This is a genomic window from Streptomyces sp. NBC_00122, from assembly GCF_045160845.1.
Taxonomy (GTDB): domain Bacteria; phylum Actinomycetota; class Actinomycetes; order Streptomycetales; family Streptomycetaceae; genus Streptomyces.
In genome coordinates this window covers 867,988-885,274 of sequence record NZ_CP108191.1, presented here as the reverse complement: position 1 = coordinate 885,274, position 17,287 = coordinate 867,988, and the positions used below count along the sequence as shown (strand labels likewise).

At 72.9% G+C, this 17,287-nt stretch carries 16 protein-coding genes and 5 tRNA genes; 12 read left to right on the top strand and 9 right to left on the bottom strand.

The window, feature by feature from the left end; genetic code table 11:
• Nucleotides 1–29 precede the first annotated feature (29 nt).
• From OG737_RS04210 to OG737_RS04185, 6 genes are all read left to right on the top strand, one after another.
• Nucleotides 30–893, top strand: coding sequence for a MetQ/NlpA family ABC transporter substrate-binding protein (locus OG737_RS04210; protein ID WP_405921200.1), 864 nt, complete (start codon nucleotides 30–32; stop codon nucleotides 891–893).
• Between the two features lie 191 nt (nucleotides 894–1,084).
• Nucleotides 1,085–1,795 carry a GNAT family N-acetyltransferase gene (locus tag OG737_RS04205; RefSeq protein ID WP_405921199.1) on the top strand — a complete coding sequence of 237 codons (711 nt, stop codon included), beginning with the start codon at nucleotides 1,085–1,087 and terminating at the stop codon, nucleotides 1,793–1,795.
• Between the two features lie 76 nt (nucleotides 1,796–1,871).
• Nucleotides 1,872–3,080 (top strand): precorrin-6y C5,15-methyltransferase (decarboxylating) subunit CbiE, encoded by a 1,209-nt coding sequence (gene cbiE, locus OG737_RS04200; protein ID WP_328924777.1) that lies wholly within the window; start codon nucleotides 1,872–1,874, stop codon nucleotides 3,078–3,080.
• A 274-nt stretch (nucleotides 3,081–3,354) separates the two neighbouring features.
• Complete coding sequence (gene cobT, locus OG737_RS04195) at nucleotides 3,355–6,513, top strand: nicotinate-nucleotide--dimethylbenzimidazole phosphoribosyltransferase (RefSeq protein ID WP_405921198.1); 3,159 nt, start codon at nucleotides 3,355–3,357, stop codon at nucleotides 6,511–6,513.
• A 268-nt stretch (nucleotides 6,514–6,781) separates the two neighbouring features.
• Nucleotides 6,782–8,017, top strand: a complete 1,236-nt coding sequence (cobA, locus tag OG737_RS04190; RefSeq protein WP_405921197.1) for a uroporphyrinogen-III C-methyltransferase — start codon at nucleotides 6,782–6,784, stop codon at nucleotides 8,015–8,017.
• Between the two features lie 42 nt (nucleotides 8,018–8,059).
• Nucleotides 8,060–8,878, top strand: a complete 819-nt coding sequence (locus tag OG737_RS04185) for an RNA methyltransferase (protein WP_328924774.1) — start codon at nucleotides 8,060–8,062, stop codon at nucleotides 8,876–8,878.
• 4 nt (nucleotides 8,879–8,882) lie between these two features.
• Here the strand turns inward: OG737_RS04185 and OG737_RS04180 are convergent, their stop codons facing one another.
• Nucleotides 8,883–10,070 carry a serine/threonine-protein kinase gene (locus tag OG737_RS04180; RefSeq protein ID WP_405921196.1) on the bottom strand — a complete coding sequence of 396 codons (1,188 nt, stop codon included), beginning with the start codon at nucleotides 10,068–10,070 and terminating at the stop codon, nucleotides 8,883–8,885.
• Between the two features lie 527 nt (nucleotides 10,071–10,597).
• Between OG737_RS04180 and OG737_RS04175 the strand changes: the two genes are divergently transcribed.
• Nucleotides 10,598–10,807: a hypothetical protein gene (locus OG737_RS04175; RefSeq protein WP_388564509.1), complete on the top strand. Its 210-nt coding sequence runs from the start codon at nucleotides 10,598–10,600 to the stop codon at nucleotides 10,805–10,807.
• A gap of 231 nt (nucleotides 10,808–11,038) precedes the next feature.
• On the opposite strand, the gene OG737_RS04170 is transcribed toward OG737_RS04175, so the two are convergent.
• The 5 genes from OG737_RS04170 to OG737_RS04150 all read right to left on the bottom strand — a co-directional run bounded on the left by OG737_RS04170 (nucleotide 11,039) and on the right by OG737_RS04150 (nucleotide 11,518).
• Nucleotides 11,039–11,113 (bottom strand) — tRNA-Val (locus tag OG737_RS04170).
• Nucleotides 11,114–11,165: 52 nt separating this feature from the next.
• Nucleotides 11,166–11,237 (bottom strand) — tRNA-Val (locus OG737_RS04165).
• Nucleotides 11,238–11,256: 19 nt separating this feature from the next.
• A tRNA-Val gene (locus OG737_RS04160) sits at nucleotides 11,257–11,328 on the bottom strand.
• 1 nt (nucleotide 11,329) lies between these two features.
• Nucleotides 11,330–11,403 (bottom strand) — tRNA-Cys (locus OG737_RS04155).
• A 42-nt stretch (nucleotides 11,404–11,445) separates the two neighbouring features.
• Nucleotides 11,446–11,518 (bottom strand) — tRNA-Gly (locus OG737_RS04150).
• Between the two features lie 180 nt (nucleotides 11,519–11,698).
• Between OG737_RS04150 and OG737_RS04145 the strand changes: the two genes are divergently transcribed.
• The 3 genes from OG737_RS04145 (at nucleotide 11,699) to OG737_RS04135 (ending at nucleotide 14,494) form a co-directional block, all read left to right on the top strand.
• Nucleotides 11,699–12,763 (top strand): chorismate-binding protein, encoded by a 1,065-nt coding sequence (locus OG737_RS04145; RefSeq protein WP_328924771.1) that lies wholly within the window; start codon nucleotides 11,699–11,701, stop codon nucleotides 12,761–12,763.
• A complete protein-coding gene (locus OG737_RS04140) occupies nucleotides 12,760–13,581 on the top strand; it encodes an aminodeoxychorismate lyase (RefSeq protein ID WP_328924770.1) in 822 nt (273 codons plus the stop codon). The genes OG737_RS04145 and OG737_RS04140 overlap by 4 nt, the downstream gene beginning before the upstream one ends.
• Nucleotides 13,582–13,669: 88 nt before the next feature.
• Nucleotides 13,670–14,494 (top strand): GNAT family N-acetyltransferase, encoded by an 825-nt coding sequence (locus tag OG737_RS04135; protein WP_405680242.1) that lies wholly within the window; start codon nucleotides 13,670–13,672, stop codon nucleotides 14,492–14,494.
• Between the two features lie 15 nt (nucleotides 14,495–14,509).
• Here OG737_RS04135 and OG737_RS04130 read toward each other — a convergent pair whose 3' ends face one another.
• Nucleotides 14,510–15,013, bottom strand: a complete 504-nt coding sequence (locus tag OG737_RS04130; RefSeq protein WP_328924768.1) for a DsbA family protein — start codon at nucleotides 15,011–15,013, stop codon at nucleotides 14,510–14,512.
• 166 nt (nucleotides 15,014–15,179) lie between these two features.
• Between OG737_RS04130 and OG737_RS04125 the strand changes: the two genes are divergently transcribed.
• Nucleotides 15,180–15,629: a hypothetical protein gene (locus OG737_RS04125; protein ID WP_328924767.1), complete on the top strand. Its 450-nt coding sequence runs from the start codon at nucleotides 15,180–15,182 to the stop codon at nucleotides 15,627–15,629.
• Between the two features lie 108 nt (nucleotides 15,630–15,737).
• On the top strand, nucleotides 15,738–15,911 hold the full coding sequence (locus OG737_RS04120; RefSeq protein ID WP_328924766.1) for a hypothetical protein: 174 nt from the start codon (nucleotides 15,738–15,740) through the stop codon (nucleotides 15,909–15,911).
• On the opposite strand, the gene OG737_RS04115 is transcribed toward OG737_RS04120, so the two are convergent.
• Nucleotides 15,852–16,487, bottom strand: a complete 636-nt coding sequence (locus tag OG737_RS04115) for a CGNR zinc finger domain-containing protein (protein WP_328924765.1) — start codon at nucleotides 16,485–16,487, stop codon at nucleotides 15,852–15,854. The genes OG737_RS04120 and OG737_RS04115 overlap by 60 nt on opposite strands.
• A 213-nt stretch (nucleotides 16,488–16,700) precedes the next feature.
• Nucleotides 16,701–17,114: an SsgA family sporulation/cell division regulator gene (locus OG737_RS04110; protein WP_030011909.1), complete on the bottom strand. Its 414-nt coding sequence runs from the start codon at nucleotides 17,112–17,114 to the stop codon at nucleotides 16,701–16,703.
• Nucleotides 17,115–17,287 lie beyond the last annotated feature (173 nt).

The following is a 17,287-nucleotide window of genomic DNA, read 5'->3' as shown; positions in this document are numbered from 1 at the left end:
ACCCGGTAAATGCAAGAAAGGCACTCTTCGTGCGTAAGAACGTCAAGCTCACCGCCCTCGCCGCCACCGCCACCGCGCTCGCCCTCGGCCTCACCGCCTGCGGCAGCTCCTCGGACCCGTCCTCCACCAAGGCCGACGGCGGCAAGACCGACGAGAACAAGCCCCTGGTCATAGCGGCCTCCCCGAGCCCGCACGCCGACATCCTGAACTTCGTCAAGGACAACCTCGCCGCCAAGGAAGGCCTCAAGCTGGAGGTCAAGGAGTTCACGGACTACGTCCTGCCGAACACCGCCACCCAGCAGGGCCAGGTCGACGGCAACTACTTCCAGCACAAGCCGTACCTCGACGACTTCAACAAGAAGAACAAGACGACCATCGTGCCCGTCGTCAACGTTCACCTGGAGCCCCTCGGCCTCTACTCCAAGAAGGCCAAGGCCATCGGCGACATCAAGGCCGGCCAGACCGTCGCCGTCCCCAACGACACCACCAACGAGGGCCGCGCGCTCCAGCTGCTCGCCGCGAACAACCTGATCACCCTCAAGGAGGGTGTCGGCACCAGCGCCAAGCTGTCCGACATCACCGACAAGAAGGGCCTGGAGTTCAAGGAGCTGGAGGCCGCCACGGTCCCGCGCGCCCTGAACGACGTGGACGCCGCCGTCATCAACGGCAACTACGCGCTCGAGGCCAACCTGTCGCCCGCCAAGGACGCGCTGATCCTGGAGAAGGCCGAGGGCAACCCGTACGCCAACTTCCTCGCGGTCAAGGACGGCAACCAGAACGACCCGCGGATCCAGAAGCTCGCCAAGCTCCTGAACTCCGACGAGGTCAAGAAGTTCATCGAGGAGAAGTACCAGGGCTCGGTCGTCGCGGCCTTCGGCGCCCCGGCCTCCTGAGCCACCGGCCGGATCCGGCCACACCTTCCGGTCAGGCATCTCGGCCCCGCACGCCCCTGTCGGCGCGCGGGGCCGAACGCTGCCCGCTCACGGGCAACCCGGCCCTGCACATCCCCCGGTCGATGCTGCATGCTGTGGCCTACGACCCGCACAAACGGTCCCGCACCACGGTCTCAGGCATGGAGCTGCGCATGACTACCACCTTCCCGGACGTCACCATCAGCACGGACCGGCTGGTGCTGCGCCCCTTCGAGGAAGAGGACGTCACCGCACTCACCGAAATGATGAACGACGAGAACGTCACCGCCTGGACGACCGTCCCGCACCCCTACACCCAGGCCGACGCGCACGGCTGGGCCACCCGGCAGTCCCACGCCGAACGCACCGAGGGCCGCGGCCTCGTCCTCGCCGTCACCGAGTTCCTCACCCACCGCCTCGTCGGCGTCATCCACCTCCAGAGCACCAACTGGCGCACCCGCTCCACCGAGGTCGGCTACGTCACCGCCCCCTGGGCCCGCGGCGAGGGCTACGCCAGCGAGTCCGTACTCGCCGTCGCCCAATGGCTCTTCCGCGAGCAGGGCTTCGAACGCCTAGAACTGCGCACCCCCGCCGACAACACCGCCTCCCAGCAGGTGGCCCAGAAGATCGGCTGCATCAGCGAGGGCGTCCTGCGCAACGCGTGGATAGTGCGCACGCAGACGGCCGACGGCGACTGGACCGACAGCCGCACCGACCTCATCGTCTGGAGCCTGGTCCCCGAGGACCTCGACGACGCGGAGGGGTACGGCGACTACGCCGACTACGGTGACTACCGCGAGGGATACGACGCCTACACCGCGGACACCGCCTACGGACAGCAGGCCGACGCGACCGGCCACCGCGTCGGCGCCGACTGGAAATGAACCGATGACCAGGTAGTCTCACCGTGCCCGAACCCGACAAAACTGCGCCTTCCCCCACTCCAGGAGACTGACGACGATGGCCGACCGGGTCACGGTGATCGGCTGGGACGGCTCGCCCCTGACCGCGGCCGCCCGGTCCGCGCTCTCCGCCGCCACCCTCGTGGCCGGCGCGGCCCACCACCTCGCCCTCCCCGAGGTCCCGCCCGCGGCCGAACGCATCCGCCTGGGCAGCCTCGGACTCGCCGCCCGCCGCATCGCGGGCCACCGCGGCACCGCGGTCGTCTTCGCCGACGGAGACCCCGGCTTCTTCGGCGTCGTACGCACCCTGCGCGCTCCCGAGCACGGCCTGGAGGTCGAGGTCGTCCCGGCCGTCTCCTCCGTCGCCGCCGCCTTCGCCCGGGCCGGCATGCCCTGGGACGACGCCCAGGTCGTCGTCGCCCACCCCCGCACCCTGCGCCGCGCCGTCAACGTCATCCGCGCCCACGGCAAGGTCGCCGTCCTCACCTCGCCCGGCGCCGGCCCCGCCGAACTCGCGCTGCTCCTCGACGGAGTCCACCGCACCTTCGTCATCTGCGAGGAACTCGGTACCGACAAGGAGCAGGTGAGCGTCCTCACCTCCGACCGGGCCGCGGACCACACCTGGCGCGACCCGAACGTCGTCATCGTCATCGGCGGCGGCGGACAGGCCCTGGCCGCCGAACCGGCCTGGCTGCTCGGCCAGAGCCCGGCCCAGTTCCAGTCCGCCGGGCGCGGCTGGGCCAGGCCCCAGGCCGACACGGGAGAAGGGGAGTCCGCCCAGCTGCGCGCCGCCCAGCTCGCCCGGCTCGGCCCCCGTACCGGCGACCTCGTCTGGGACATCGGCGCCGGCTCCGGCGGCGTCGCCGTGGACGCCGCCGCGCTCGGCGCCGCCGTCATCGCCGTGGACGCCGACCCGGGCGCCTGCGAACGCGTAACTGCCGCCGCCCGCAAGCGGGGCGTTCAGCTCCAGGTCGTCGCCGGGCGCGCCCCCCACGTACTGGAGAACCTGCCCGAACCCGACGTCGTACGCGTCGGCGGCGGGGGAGCCCAGGTCGTCGCGGCCGTCGCCGACCGCCGCCCCGAACGGATCGTCAGCCACGCCTCCACGCGCGACGAGGCGGAGGCCATCGGCCGCACACTCACCGAACACGGTTACGAGGTGGAGTGCGCGCTGCTCCAGTCCGTCGGCCTGGACACCCGCACCTGGGCTGAACAGGAGCGTTCCGTCGTGTTCCTCCTGGCAGCGGAACGCCCCGTGACCCGCTGAGGCGAGAGCCGGGGTAGGCTGGCCGATCGTCGTACTGCCCAGGACGATTCGGGCATCACGGCACTGGATGACGCGCGACGTGGCGCAGTCCACAGTGGACCGTGGCGGTTATGGCCGCCGCGGTGGCTAACGGGCGCGACAATGCTTAGTGGTTGTCGCGCAGGTGCACGTGAGGCGCTGGTGCCGCACGGCGACCCCGCACGGCAACTCCGCGCGGCGGCCTTGTGGGCGACCGGGCGATCGAAGAGGCAACACCGATGGGCGAGGGGTACGCATGACTGACACCGGCCAGGTCCCGGGCGAGGGTCACCCGGACAATGCGGGCATGGTGGATCAGCAGGGCATTCCCGCTCCGGTCCAGCTCCCGCCGCCGCTTCCCCCGGGCTACGCCTTCCAGGACCTCGTGGACGACCCGGCCGAGCCCGAGGACGAGGAACTGCTGCTCATGCCGAGCGGCCAGGGTGCGTGGAGCGACCCGCAGGTCGTCCCGCAGGTCCCCGCCTTCCCGGTCGAGAACCCGTCGGCCGAGCCCGCACCGTACGCCGACGCGCCGTACGGCGCCGAGCCTTCGTACCCCGAGGCGCCGGTTGCGTACGCGGAGCCCGCCGCGTACCCCGAGTACCCCTCCTACGGCGCCGACGCCCACGAGACGGGCGGCCGTGATTCCGGCGCGCTCGACCTCGGTGGACTCGTCGTGCCTCCGTCGGACTCCGTCCGGGGGTTCCCCCAGCCCGCGGCCCCCGCCCCGGCCGTCGCCCAGGCCGCGCCGGTCCGGCGCCCGCTGCACATGGGCCCGCCGATGCCCGAGGCCAACGGCGGAGTCGTACGGTCCCTCGCGGACCGCGGTCCGGCAGCGGCGCCCGCTCCGGCCGCTCCCGTCGCGGCGGCCGTTCCGGTCCACCAGGCGGGGCCGCCGACCACGGGCCCCGAGTACCTTGACGTCCCGCGCACGGAGGCCGTCGCCGCCCCCGCGCCGCAGCTCGGCGAGATCCCCCCGCAGGCCGGCGTGCCGTGGACGCCGGAGCCCGCCCCGGCACCGGTGTTCGCCCCCGAGCCGGTGGCGGAGGCCGCCCCGGCAGCTGCGGCTCCCGAGGCCGCGCCCGAGCCCGTGCCCGCCCCGGAGCCGGTCGCCGAGGCCGCCCCCGAGCCGCAGCCGGAGCCGGTCGCCGTCGAGGCCGCCGCCGAGCCGGAGCCCGTACCGGCCCCCGTGGCGGTCGAGGCCATCGCTGCGGAGCCCCAGCCCCAGCCCGAGCCGCAGCCCCAGCCCGAGCCGCAGCCGCAGCCGGAGGCTGTGCCCGCCCCCGCCGAAACGGTGGCCCAGGCGCCGGAGCCCGAGCCCGTCGTGGAGGCCCAGCCGCAGCCGGAGCCCGTCGTGGAGCCCGAGCCGCAGCCCGTACCCGAGCAGGCCGCTCCCGCAGCGGTCGAGCCGGTCGTCGAGGCCGAGCCCGTACCCGCCGGACCCGTTCCCGCCGAGCCCGCGCCCGAGCCGGCCGCCGCCGAGCCCGTTCAGGCGGAGCAGGTACAGCAGCCGGAGCAGCAGCCGGAGCAGCAGCCGGAGCAGCAGCCGGAGCAGCAGCCGGAGCAGCAGCCGGAGCCGGAGCCGGCGCCGGAGTCCGTACCGGCCGAGACCGAGCCGGTCGCCGCCGAGGCGGAGCCGCAGCCCGAGCCCGTCGCCGCCGTCCCGGCCGAGCCCGCCGCGGGCGAGGCCGCTCCCGCCTACGACGACGCCGAACGCGAGGCCGTCCTGCGCGTCATGCGCGAACGCCGTGACATCCGCAAGGGTTTCCGCACCGACCCGATCCCGCACGAGGTGCTCCTGCGCGTCCTGGAGGCGGCCCACACCGCGCCCAGCGTCGGACACTCCCAGCCCTGGGACTTCGTCGTCATCCGCTCCGCCGAGACGCGCCAGACGATGCACGAGCTCGCCCAGCGCCAGCGCGAGGCCTACGCGAACTCCCTGCCCAAGGCCCGGGCGAAGCAGTTCAAGGAACTCAAGATCGAGGCCATCCTCGACACCCCGGTGAACATCGTCGTCACCGCCGACCCCACCCGCGGCGGCCGCCACACCCTCGGCAGGCACACCCAGCCGCAGATGGCCCCGTACTCCTCGGCCCTCGCCGTCGAGAACCTCTGGCTCGCCGCGCGCGCCGAAGGCCTCGGCGTCGGCTGGGTCAGCTTCTTCGACGAGCGCGAGATGGTCCGCGAGCTCGGCCTGCCGGAGCACCTGGAGGTCGTCGCGTACCTGTGCGTGGGCTACGTCGACGAGTTCCCGGACGAGCCCGAGCTGGCCCAGGCCGGCTGGTCGAAGCGCCGGCCGCTCTCGTGGGTCGTCCACGAGGAGACGTACGGGCGCCGCGCGCTGCCCGGCGAGGAGCCGCACGACCTGCTCTCGGAGACGGTCGCCAGCATCCGCCCGCTCGACGCGAAGGCGCTCGGCGAGGCGTGGGAGCGGCAGAAGCGCATGACCAAGCCCGCCGGGGCCCTGGGCATGCTCGAAATCATCTCGGCCCAGCTCAGCGGCCTCTCCCGGGTCTGCCCGCCGCCGATCCCCGAGCCCGCCGCCGTCGCGATCTTCGCCGGTGACCACGGCGTGCACGCCCAGGGCGTCACCCCGTGGCCGCAGGAGGTCACCACCCAGATGGTGGCCAACTTCCTGGGCGGCGGAGCGGTCTGCAACGCCTTCGCCAACCAGGTCGGCGCCGAGGTGTGCGTGATCGACGTCGGCGTCGCGGGCGACCTGCCCGCCACCCCCGGCCTGCTGCCCCGCAAGGTCCGCCCGGGCACGGCCGACCTGTCCGTCGGCCCCGCGATGACCCGCGAGGAAGCGGTCGCGGCGATCGAGGTGGGCATCGAGACCGCCCGCGACCTGGTCGCGGCGGGCAACAAAGCCCTGCTCACCGGCGAGATGGGCATCGCGAACACCACGGTGTCCGCCGCGCTGATCTCGGTCTTCACCGGGGTGGACCCGGCGGAGGTCACCGGCCGCGGCACGGGCATCAACGACGAGACCCATGCTCGCAAGGTCGAGGTCGTACGCCGCGCCCTGGAACTCCACCAGCCGGATCCGGCGGACCCGGTCGGCGTCCTCGCGGCCATCGGCGGCCTGGAGCACGCGGCGATCGTCGGTCTCCTCCTCGGCGGTGCCTCCCTGCGCACGCCGGTCATCCTGGACGGCGTCAGCGCCGGCGCGGCCGCCCTGGTGGCCCGCGCCATCGCCCCCGAATCCCTGTCGGCGTGCATCGCGGGCCACCGCAGCGCGGAGCCGGGCCACGTGGCGGCCCTGAACAAGCTCGGCCTGCGTCCCCTGGTCGACCTGGACCTCCGCCTCGGCGAGGGCACGGGCGCGCTCCTGGCCCTCCCTCTGGTCCAGAGCGCGGCCCGCGCGATGCACGAGGTCGCCACGTTCGACTCCGCCGGAGTCACCGAGAAGTAGCCCGCGCGGCCGTTGCCGGGGCTCCGCCCCCGGCAACGGCCCTGCGGGGCCGAATGCCGGCCCCTCCGGCGTTCGAGGAGCGGGGTCCGGGTCGGAGCCCCGGTCCGGGAAGGGGCGGGCAGGGAGAGCCCCGCGGGGACTGCCCCGCGCCACCATACGGCCCGGGCCGTATGGTGGACCCGCTAGTACATAACCGCACGTCAGTACACCGCCGCTCCAGCGCCGCAGCGGCACGCAGAGAACCGCCGCCCTCAGGAGCCGCACCGCCATGGCCGAACACCCCGCCTACCCCGTAGGACTCCGTCTGGCCGGCCGCCGCGTCGTCGTCATCGGCGGCGGACAGGTCGCCCAGCGCCGCCTCCCCGCGCTGATCGCGGCCGGCGCCGACGTCCTGCTCGTCTCGCCGTCGGCCACCCCCTCCGTGGACGCCATGGCCGAGACCGGCGAGATCCGCTGGGAGCGCCGCCGCTACGAGGACGGCGACCTCGCCGGCGCCTGGTACACCCTCATCGCCACCCAGAACCGCGAGGCCAACGAGCGCGCCTCCGCCGAGGCCGAGCGCGAGCGCGTCTGGTGCGTGCGGGCCGACGACGCCTCCGCCGCCACCGCCTGGACCCCGGCCACCGGCCGCATCGAGGGCGTCACCGTCGCCGTGCTGACGGGCAACGACCCCCGCCGCTCCGCCGCCGTCCGTGACGCCGTCGTCGAGGGCCTGCGCGACGGCACCCTCGCCGCCCCCGGCCACCGGCACAAGTCGACCCCCGGCGTCTCCCTCGTCGGCGGCGGCCCCGGCGACCCCGACCTCATCACCGTGCGCGGCCGCCGCCTCCTCGCCGAGGCCGATGTCGTCATCGCCGACCGGCTCGGCCCCCGCGACCTGCTCGACGAGCTCCCCCCGCACGTCGAGGTCATCGACGCCGCGAAGATCCCGTACGGCCGGTACATGGCCCAGGAGGCCATCAACAACGCCCTGATCGAGCACGCCAAGGCCGGCAAGGCCGTGGTCCGGCTCAAGGGCGGCGACCCGTACGTCTTCGGCCGCGGCATGGAGGAGCTCCAGGCCCTCGCCGAGGCCGGCATCCCCTGCACCGTCGTTCCCGGCATCTCCAGCTCCATCTCGGTGCCCGGCGCCGTCGGCATCCCGGTCACCCACCGGGGCGTGGCCCACGAGTTCACCGTGGTCAGCGGCCACGTCGGCCCCGACGATCCGCGTTCGCTCGTGGACTGGGCCTCCCTCGCCAAGCTCACCGGCACCCTGGTGATCCTCATGGGCGTCGACAAGATCGGCCTGATCGCCGAGGCGCTCGTGCGCCACGGCCGCTCCGCCGACACCCCCGTCGCGGTGGTCCAGGAAGGCACCACCGCCACCCAGCGCCGGGTGGACGCGACCCTCGCCACGGTCGGCGAGACCGTCCGCGAGCAGCAGGTCCGCCCACCCGCGGTCATCGTCATCGGAGAGGTCGTCCGCGTCGGCACCCCGGCCCTCCCCACCACCAGCGCCTGACAGGCCGTTGGCACCACACCCCGGACAAGGCAGTATCACCCTGTGGCTGATCTCATCACCGTCGAGGACCCCGACGACCCGCGCCTGCGCGACTACACGGGCCTGACCGACGTCGAACTGCGGCGCAGGCGCGAGCCCGCGGAAGGGCTCTTCATCGCCGAGGGCGAGAAGGTCATCAGACGGGCCAAGGACGCCGGGTACGAGATGCGCTCGATGCTGCTCTCGGCGAAATGGGTCGACGTCATGCGCGACGTGATCGACGAACTCCCCGCCCCGGTCTACGCCGTCAGTCCGGAGCTCGCCGAACGCGTCACCGGCTACCACGTGCACCGCGGCGCCCTCGCCTCCATGCAGCGCAAGCCGCTGCCCACGGCCGAGGACCTGCTCGCCACCACACGCCGCGTGGTCGTCATGGAAGCGGTCAACGACCACACCAACATCGGGGCCATCTTCCGCAGCGCCGCGGCCCTCGGCATGGACGCGGTGCTGCTGTCGCCCGACTGCGCGGACCCGCTCTACCGCCGCTCGGTGAAGGTCTCCATGGGCGCGGTCTTCTCCGTCCCCTACGCCCGTCTGGAAGCCTGGCCCAAGAGCCTGGACTCGGTCCGCGAGGCCGGCTTCAAGCTGCTCGCGCTGACCCCGCACCAGAAGGCCTCGCCGATCGACGTGGCCGCGCCCCAGTCCCTGGAGCGGGTGGCGCTGATGCTCGGCGCCGAAGGGGACGGCCTGTCCACGCAGGCACTGGTCGCCGCCGACGAATGGGTGCGCATCCCCATGGCGCACGGCGTGGACTCGCTGAACGTGGGCGCCGCGGCCGCGGTCGCCTTCTACGCCGTGGCCCAGGGCCGCGAAGCCCCGTAGCGGATCAGAGCTTCTGGGCGGCGGCGATGCCCAGGGCCACGATCAGCGTCACCACGACGAACACGATCAGCCGCTGCCGCATCAGCTTCGGGTCCGGCCGTGAAGGGCGCCGCCCCGCCCCCGTCGTACGGGGGGCCGGGCGGCCGCCCGTACGCCCCGCGGTCGGCCGGGAGGACGGGCCCGCCGCACCCCGCGGGTTGCGGGAGGACGAGGGCCGCGAGTGCGGTCCGCTCTGCGGCTCACCCTGGGCCCGGGGCGTGGTGCTGCCGCCCGTACGACGCTCCGTGCGCTCCGCGTACTCCTCGGGAAGCCGGCCGGTGGGCTGCTCCGCACGGGCGCGCTGCGCCGGCGGGCGCCCGTCGGACAGGCCCTGCGCCTCGCGCGACGCGATCTCCTTGAGCCGCATCGAAAGCTGGAGCGTGCTGGGCCGCTCCTCGGGATCCTTGGCCAGGCAGGCCCGTACGAGGGGGGCGAGCGCGTCCGGAACCCCGACGAGGTGCGGCTCCTCGTGCACCACGCGGTACAGCATGACCTCGGAACTGCCGTGCCCGAAGGGCGAGTCCGCCGTCGCCGCGTAGGCGAGGGTGGCGCCGAGGGCGAAGACGTCGGTGGCCGGGGTGACGGCGGCGCCGCGCACCTGTTCGGGCGCGAGGAAACCGGGGGAGCCGACGGCCGTCCCGACGTGGGTGAGGGTGCTGGCCCCGGTGGCCCAGGCGATCCCGAAGTCGATGATCCGGGGGCCCTTGGGGGAGAGCAGGATGTTCGAGGGCTTGAGGTCCCGGTGGACGACTCCCGCCTCGTGCACGGCGACCAGCCCCTCGGAGAGCGCGGCGCCGATGGCGGCGATCTGCGCGGCCGTCAGGGGGCCTTCCTCGGCCACCTTGTCGTGCAGGGAGGGCCCGGGGACGTACTGGGTGGCGAACCAGGGCCGCTCGGCCTCCAGGTCCGCGGCCACCAGGCGGGCGGTGCACCCGCCGCGGATCCGCCGGGCGGCGGACACCTCGCGGGCGAACCGGGAGCGGAACTCCTGGTCCTCGGCCAGATCCGGCCGGATGACCTTGAGCGCGACGCGCTGCCCGCGCCGGTCGGACCCCAGGTAGACCACGCCCATACCGCCGGCCCCGAGCCGTCGGTGCAGCCTGAACGAGCCGACGACACGCGGGTCCTCGCGCCGGAGCCGCATCATCGCCATGTCTACCCCGCTGCCCGGTCGTCCTGTTGACGTGGCACAGCTTACGGACCATCCGGCATGTGCGCTCAGAGGCCGCGCCCTCGCCGGGGGATTCGGTTGTCAGTGCTGCACAGCACACTTGAGGGAGCATCAGGGACAGGGCCCGGCTCGGGCGGGGAGCGGGTCGGCCGGGCCAAACGCCCTTTCGGATAAGGGGATTGGGAGTCCGGCGCCCTCTCCGCCCCGGCCGGGGGCGGCCGTCCGCCGACCGCCCGCGAGTCGATCTTCGCCGCTCCTCGTCGTCGTACACGCATGAACAGGGAGTGACGGCAGTGAGCGAAGTCACTACGCTCTGGTGACCCCCTCCGGGAAGACCCCGAGGCCGGGGAACCGGTCTCCACCCAGGGGAGTACACGGGGGTGACCCCGTCATCCTCCTGGAGGCCCGGCAATGGGTACGAGGGCATGAGGCCAGGAGCCTTCCGTGTGCCTAGTGTTGAAGACAAGCGGCGGGTGGCGCACTCGTCCCCCGAGGTCACAAGCCCGCCGCTGCCAGACGACAGGGAGAGGACCATGGCGGACATCGCACGGCAGGGACGCAAGGCATTCGCGTTCAACGGCCATGAGTCCGGTACGCGCCACCCGCTGGTGGCCGCGGCGATGGTGCTCCCCCTGGCCGCTCTCCTGCTCTTCCTCTTCGGAGGCTTCGAGCAGGTGGCGGCGCAGGCGTCGTCCGTGGGCGCGATGCTGGGGCGCTGAGCGGCGCCCCAGGTCCGGGAGAGCGGCCCGGGCCGGGACATCCGCCTTTGCCACACCCCGTGGGGACGGGGGCGTGGCGACGGACGGCAGGTGAAGGGTGCTGCCGGTGCGACTGGGGAGTCGTACCGGCAGCACCCTTTTTGTGTGCGGCCCCCGGTCCTGGAGGCGATCCGCAAGGCGGTCAGGAGGAACGCGGAAGCCCCGGCCGTCGAGACGGCCGGGGCTTCCGGGTGGTGCGCGATACTGGGATTGAACCAGTGACCTCTTCCGTGTCAGGGAAGCGCTCTCCCGCTGAGCTAATCGCGCGGGCTCCACGACTCGAAAGTCGCAGGTCATGCAGGTAATGCGTGGTGCTGCGTGCGCGATACTGGGATTGAACCAGTGACCTCTTCCGTGTCAGGGAAGCGCTCTCCCGCTGAGCTAATCGCGCGGGGATCCTTGCGGATCAGTGGACGATACTGGGATTGAACCAGTGACCTCTTCCGTGTCAGGGAAGCGCTCTCCCGCTGAGCTAATCGTCCTTGGAGGTGGAGACGGGATTTGAACCCGTGTAGACGGCTTTGCAGGCCGTTGCCTCGCCTCTCGGCCACTCCACCATGGAGCTGCAGGGGTTCTCGGGAAGGAAATCCCCCACTTCGAGCGGACGACGAGACTCGAACTCGCGACATCCACCTTGGCAAGGTGGTGCTCTACCAACTGAGCTACGTCCGCAGGTCACCGTGTTCGCTCCGGGGTTTTTCCCCTTCGCTCCCTGGCGACGTGTTGAACTCTAGCGGATTACCGAGCCAGCTCAAAAACGCGTTTCCGCAGCGTGCTGCCGCTCGATCACCACCGGTCACCTCCCGCTCACCCCACCGGCGCCGCCGCGTCACCGGTCATAGACTCGCAGCCGTGCACGACCTGCCTCCTCTGGCCCGCTTCGGCGGCCTTCTCGCGACCGACCTCCGAGATGTCACCAGCGACCCCGCAGCCCTGGACTCCAGCGGCTTCTGGGCGGTGGCCGCCGACTTCGAAGGGCGGCTCGTCTGCGCGCGCTTCGGGGACATACGCCCCGACCCCGTTCCCGCGCCCGCACCGGGCGCCTGGCGGGGTCCCGCCGCCGACGAGTGGTCCTCCTCGCTCGACCGGGCCGCGTACGTGGCCGGCGTCCGCCGCATCCGCGAGCACATCGCCGCCGGCGAGGTCTACCAGGCCAATCTCTGCCGGGTGATGTCCGCGCCGCTGCCCCACCCGGCCGATGCCGATGTCGACGCGCTCACCGCGCTCCTCGCGCGCGGCAACCCCGCGCCCTACGCAGGAACGATTCGGCTCCCCGCGCACGGCGTCGAGATCGCCACCGCCTCCCCGGAGCTGTTCCTGCGCCGCACCGGCCGCCGCGTCGACTCCGGCCCCATCAAGGGCACCGGCCGCACCGCCGAAGACCTGCTCCCCAAGGACCACGCCGAGAACGTGATGATCGTGGACCTCGTACGCAACGACCTCGGCCGGGTCTGCGCCACGGGCTCCGTCACCGTCCCCGAGCTGTGCGCCGTCGAGGAGCACCCCGGCCTGGTCCACCTCGTCTCCACCGTGAGCGGCGAACTCGCCGACGGCGTCGGCTGGCCGGAGCTGCTCGCCGCCACCTTCCCGCCCGGCTCCGTCACCGGGGCGCCCAAATCCTCCGCCCTGCGGATCATCGAGGCCCTGGAGACCGCTCCCCGAGGCCCCTACTGCGGCGGCATCGGCTGGGTCGACGCCGACCAGGGCACCGGCGAGCTGGCCGTCGGCATCCGCACCTTCTGGATCGACCGGGAAGCCCCCGGCGGCCCCCGCCTGCTGTTCGGCACCGGCGCGGGCATCACCTGGGGCTCCGACCCCGACCGCGAGTGGGCCGAGACGGAACTGAAGGCCGCCCGCCTGCTGCGGGTAGCGTCTGGAACCCACGAGAACGGGACCATGAGAGGGGCCGTACGGTGAAGATCTGGCTCGACGGAGCGCTGCGGGACGTCGACGACGCGAGGGTGTCCGTCTTCGACCACGGGCTGACCGTGGGTGACGGCGTCTTCGAGACCCTCAAGGCGGAGCGCGGCAAGCCCTTCGCGCTCACCCGCCACCTGGACCGGCTGACGCGCTCGGCCCGCGGACTGGGCCTGCCGGACCCCGACCACGACGAGGTGCGCCGGGCCTGCGCGGCCGTACTGGAAGCCAACCCGGTGCCGTTCGGGCGGCTGCGCGTCACCTACACCGGCGGCGTCTCCCCGCTCGGCTCCGACCGCGGCGAGGCCGCGCCCACCCTGATCGCCGCCGTGGTGGAGTCCCCCCGCCGTCCGGACACCACCGCCGTCGTCACGGTGGACTGGGTCCGCAACGAGCGCTCCGCCGTGGCCGGCCTCAAGACCACCTCGTACGCCGAGAACGTCGTCGCGCTGGCGACCGCCGCCCGGGCCGGGGCCTCGGAGGCGCTCCTCGCCAACACCGTCGGACGGCTCTGCGAGGGCACCGGCTCGAACGTCTTCGTCGTGCTCGACGGCCGGCTGCACACCCCGCCCCTGGCCTCGGGCTGCCTGGCCGGCATCACCCGCGCCCTCGTCGTCGAATGGGCCGGGGCCAAGGAGACCGACCTGCCCTTCGAGGTGCTGGAGCAGGCCGACGAGGTCTTCCTGACCTCCTCGCTGCGCGACGTCCAGGCGGTCACGCGGATCGACGGCCGGGAGCTCGCCGTCGGCCCGGGCCCGGTCACGGCCGAGGCCATGCGGATCTTCGACGCCAAGGCGGGCACGGAACTCGACCCCTAGAAGCCGTTGGAATCCGTTGGAGCACGTCGGGTGCCTTCGGACGGATAAAGGCTGTCGCGGCGGCCCCGGGGCGGGTAGAACTCGACCAATGACCACCACCCTGCGGCCGTCCGGGCCGCTCCAGCAGACCACGACGGGGGCGCGGACGCGCCCGTACGAGATCCGGGTCAACAGCAGGCGCGTCGGCGCCCTGCTGATCACCTCCGACACCCCCTTCGGACCGACGGTCGGCGAGATCCGCGACCTGAGCGTCGACGAGGGCGACCGTCGGCGGGGGAGGGCCACGGTGGCCGCGCTCGCCGCCGAGGAAGTGCTGCGCGGCTGGGGCTGCCGCCGGGTCCGCGTCGCGGTCCCGGCCGACTCGGCGGGCGGCCTGCGCATGGCCGAGGCCCTCGGGTACACCGAATACAGCCGCAACATGGCCAAGGGCCTGCCGGCCGAGCCGCCCGCCGTGCCCGAAGGAGTGCTCGGCCGCCCGATGACGGACGCCGAGTACGAGGTCTGGAACGCCGGGGCCATCGAGTCCTACGCCGCCAGCTGGACCAGCCGCGGCATGTCCGCGCAGGCCGCGCACGCGAAGTCGGGGGCCGACCACGAGGCCCTGCTGCCGCAGGGCCTGGCCACCCCCGGAACCCACTTCGTCGTCCTGGAGGCGGCCGGGGCGCCCGTCGGCCATGTGTGGCTCGCACCCGGCGACGAGGGCGCGTACGTCTTCGACGTCGAGGTCGAGGACGCGTACCGGGGCCGGGGGCACGGCCGCCACCTGATGCTGCTCGCCGAGCGCACGGCCCTCGCCCAGGGCCACCGCGTGCTCGGGCTGCACGTGTTCACCGCCAACACCCCGGCTCTGCGCCTGTACGAGTCCCTCGGCTACCGCCCCACCAGCTTCAACTACGCCAAGGACCTGATCTAGGGCCTGTCGGACGGATCAGGCCTGGCCGGAGGCCAGCAGGCGGTCCGCGATCTCCTCGATCCGGGCGCGCAGGCCGTCCTGGCTCTTGCCGCCGTCCAGGCGCTCGCCGCCGATCACGTACGTCGGGGTGCCGCTCACGCCGATCGCCTTGCCCTCCGCCTGGTCGGCGTCGACGATCAGGATGTGCCGCCCGTCGATCAGGGCGGTGTCGAACTCCTCGACGTCGAGACCCAGTTCACGCGCCACGTCCAGCAGCACCGGCTCGCCGCGCTCGCCCAGCTCCGCGGTGCGCGCCAGCACGGCCTCCGCGTACGGCCAGCCCTGCCCCTGCTCCACGGCCTCCTCGGCGGCCTGCGCCGCGGCGAAGGCGTGCTTGTGCTTCTCCAGGGGGAAGTGGCGCAGCCGGATGTCCAGCCGGTCGCCGTAGCGGGCCCGCAGGGCGCGTACGTCGTCCAGCGCGCTGTGGCAGTCCCGGCACTGCAGTTCGCACCAGACTTCGAGGATCACGGAATCGGTCATGCGGACAGTCTCCCAGGCCCGCACGTCCCCACCCACCGGTACCCGGGGAGGAGGCGCGACCCGGAGATGTCCCGGAGATCCGTGCGGCGGCGGCCGTGGACCTGGCCCGTACGGTGCCCCCGGGGCAGGATGGATAGGGACAGACCGCCCACACCTGGAGGACCGCATGCTCGCCGAGACCATATGTGCCGCGGTGTCCGCGGCGGGCCTGGGCATCGCCGCGCTGACCGCCTACCGCCGGCGCTTCCTGGCCGCGACGCGGATCGCCGCGTACGCGCTGGTGCCCGTCGCCCTCGTGATGACGGGCCTCGTGGAGTGGGTGTCCGGGATCGTCTTCAATCCGACCGTCTGGGCCGGCTTCGGCCTGCTCGGGCTCGCCTGGCTGCTCCTCGCCACCACCCGCCGTGTCGAGCGCCGCAGGCTCGGGACGTCCGAGAAGCCGGCCAAGGCCGCCAAGGGGAGCACGGCCCGGGAGGCCGTCGCCCCGGCCGCTTCCGCGCCGTCCCTCGGCGCCGGCAGCCGCCCCCAGCCCACCGGGCGCCAGAACCCGCCGGCCGCCGCCCCCGCGGACGACTTCTCCGACATCGAGGCCATCCTCAAGAAGCACGGGATCTGACCGGTCGGGGCCGGGGGCGCCCGGGTCCACGAGATCGGGCGAAGTGCCGGGCGGATCTTGGCGTGTTGAGGGACGGACGGCGGCGCGCTGCGCCATCATCGGCCCGACATGCTCGAGACATCCCAGAGTGAGCCTTCGGCGCCCGCGCCGGTACCCGCCCCTGTCGCCGAGGAGCCGCGAGGCTGCCTCTTCGCCCTCTCCCAGCCGCCCCTGATGATCTTCCTAGCCGTGATCGGCGTCCTGCTGCTGCTCGCCGCCGTGCACGATCTGTTCCTGCTCTGACGGTCCCTGCTCCGACGGGCCCGCGTCGGCTTCCTTGCGCCGGGCCCGGTACGCCGCCACATGCAGCCGGTTCCCGCAGGTCCGGCTGTCGCAGTAGCGCCGCGAGCGGTTCCGCGACAGGTCCACGAAGGCGCGCCGGCAGTCCGGGGCCTCGCAGCGCCGCAGCCGTTCCTGCTCGCCGGAGACCACGATGAAGGCCAGCGCCATGCCGCCGTCGGCCGCCAGGTGGTCGCCCACCGAGGCGCCCGGCGCGAAGTAGTGCACGTGCCAGTCGTAGCCGTCGTGGTCGGTCAGCTGCGGGGTGGTGCCGGCCGTCGCGACCAGTTCGTTGATCAGCACGGAGGCCGCACGCGAGTTCGGCGCGGCGAAGACCTGTGCGAACTTGCCGCGCACCGTACGGACCCCGGCCAGGTCGCGGACGCCCAGATCGCCGACGTCGCTGATCGCGTACTCCTGGACGAAGTCGCGCAGCGCGCTGACGTCCGAGAGTCCGTCGGGCTGGTCCGCCTCGGCCGCTGTGTTCACCAGCGCGACGACGACGTCGAGCGCGCGACGGGTGTCGTGGGGGATCTGCACGGGGTCTCCCTCAAGGGCCGGGCCTGCGGTGACGGGCTGCTGCCGCCGATGGGGGCCGACTCTAGCGGGTTGCTGCGGAAGGGGGTCTCCACGCACACCGGCGCCGTCCGCGCGGGTGGCTCCCGCGTGAACAGCGCCGGCACTGCCGTATGTGGTTGTCCGACGCACACCGTCGCCCCGAGTCGGACGGTGTCGATCGGCTGTAGGCCTGGCTCAGCTTTCGGCCAGGATGTGGGAGAGCTCCTTGTCGAGGTCGAAGTGCCGGTGCTCGGTCCCGGGTGGGACCGCGGCGTCCGTCCGCTTGAGGAACGACTCGAGTGCTCGGGCGGGTGCTTCGAGCAGCGCTTCTCCCTCCGGTGAGCTCAGGGCGATGCAGACGACGCCCTGACCGTGGCTGCGGGAGGGCCAGACGCGGACGTCGCCGGTACCGGTGGGCCGGTGAAGGCCCTCCGCGAGGAGGTCGCGGGCGAATACCCATTCGACCGTTTCCTCGGCGCCGGTGTGGAAGGTGGCGTGCACGGCGTAGGGGTCGGCCGTGTCATACCGCAGGCCCGCGGGAACAGGCAGTGAGGACTCGCTCGACACAACGAGGCGCAGGTGCAGCTCGCAGCTGACCGTGGTGTTCATAAGCGCCAGGGCCTTTCGCTCAGTGTGCGCTCGGGGATTCGCACGTCGGCGAAATCGACATGCCACCTACGGTGCCGTTGTAAACCCCTCTGACCGTTTTGCGGACCTCTGGGTCCCTCGTACGGCGGATCCAAAGCACCATTCACGTGTGCTTCCGGCTCCGGTAGATTCGT

Coding starts and splice junctions, on each gene's coding strand:
- OG737_RS04205 (WP_405921199.1), top strand. CDS start 1,085: ATGACTACCACCTTCCCGGACGTCACCATCAGCACGGACCGGCTGGTG.
- cbiE (WP_328924777.1), top strand. CDS start 1,872: ATGGCCGACCGGGTCACGGTGATCGGCTGGGACGGCTCGCCCCTGACC.
- cobT (WP_405921198.1), top strand. CDS start 3,355: ATGACTGACACCGGCCAGGTCCCGGGCGAGGGTCACCCGGACAATGCG.
- cobA (WP_405921197.1), top strand. CDS start 6,782: ATGGCCGAACACCCCGCCTACCCCGTAGGACTCCGTCTGGCCGGCCGC.
- OG737_RS04180 (WP_405921196.1), bottom strand. CDS start 10,070: ATGGCGATGATGCGGCTCCGGCGCGAGGACCCGCGTGTCGTCGGCTCG.
- OG737_RS04135 (WP_405680242.1), top strand. CDS start 13,670: ATGACCACCACCCTGCGGCCGTCCGGGCCGCTCCAGCAGACCACGACG.
- OG737_RS04130 (WP_328924768.1), bottom strand. CDS start 15,013: ATGACCGATTCCGTGATCCTCGAAGTCTGGTGCGAACTGCAGTGCCGG.
- OG737_RS04125 (WP_328924767.1), top strand. CDS start 15,180: ATGCTCGCCGAGACCATATGTGCCGCGGTGTCCGCGGCGGGCCTGGGC.
- OG737_RS04120 (WP_328924766.1), top strand. CDS start 15,738: ATGCTCGAGACATCCCAGAGTGAGCCTTCGGCGCCCGCGCCGGTACCC.
- OG737_RS04110 (WP_030011909.1), bottom strand. CDS start 17,114: ATGAACACCACGGTCAGCTGCGAGCTGCACCTGCGCCTCGTTGTGTCG.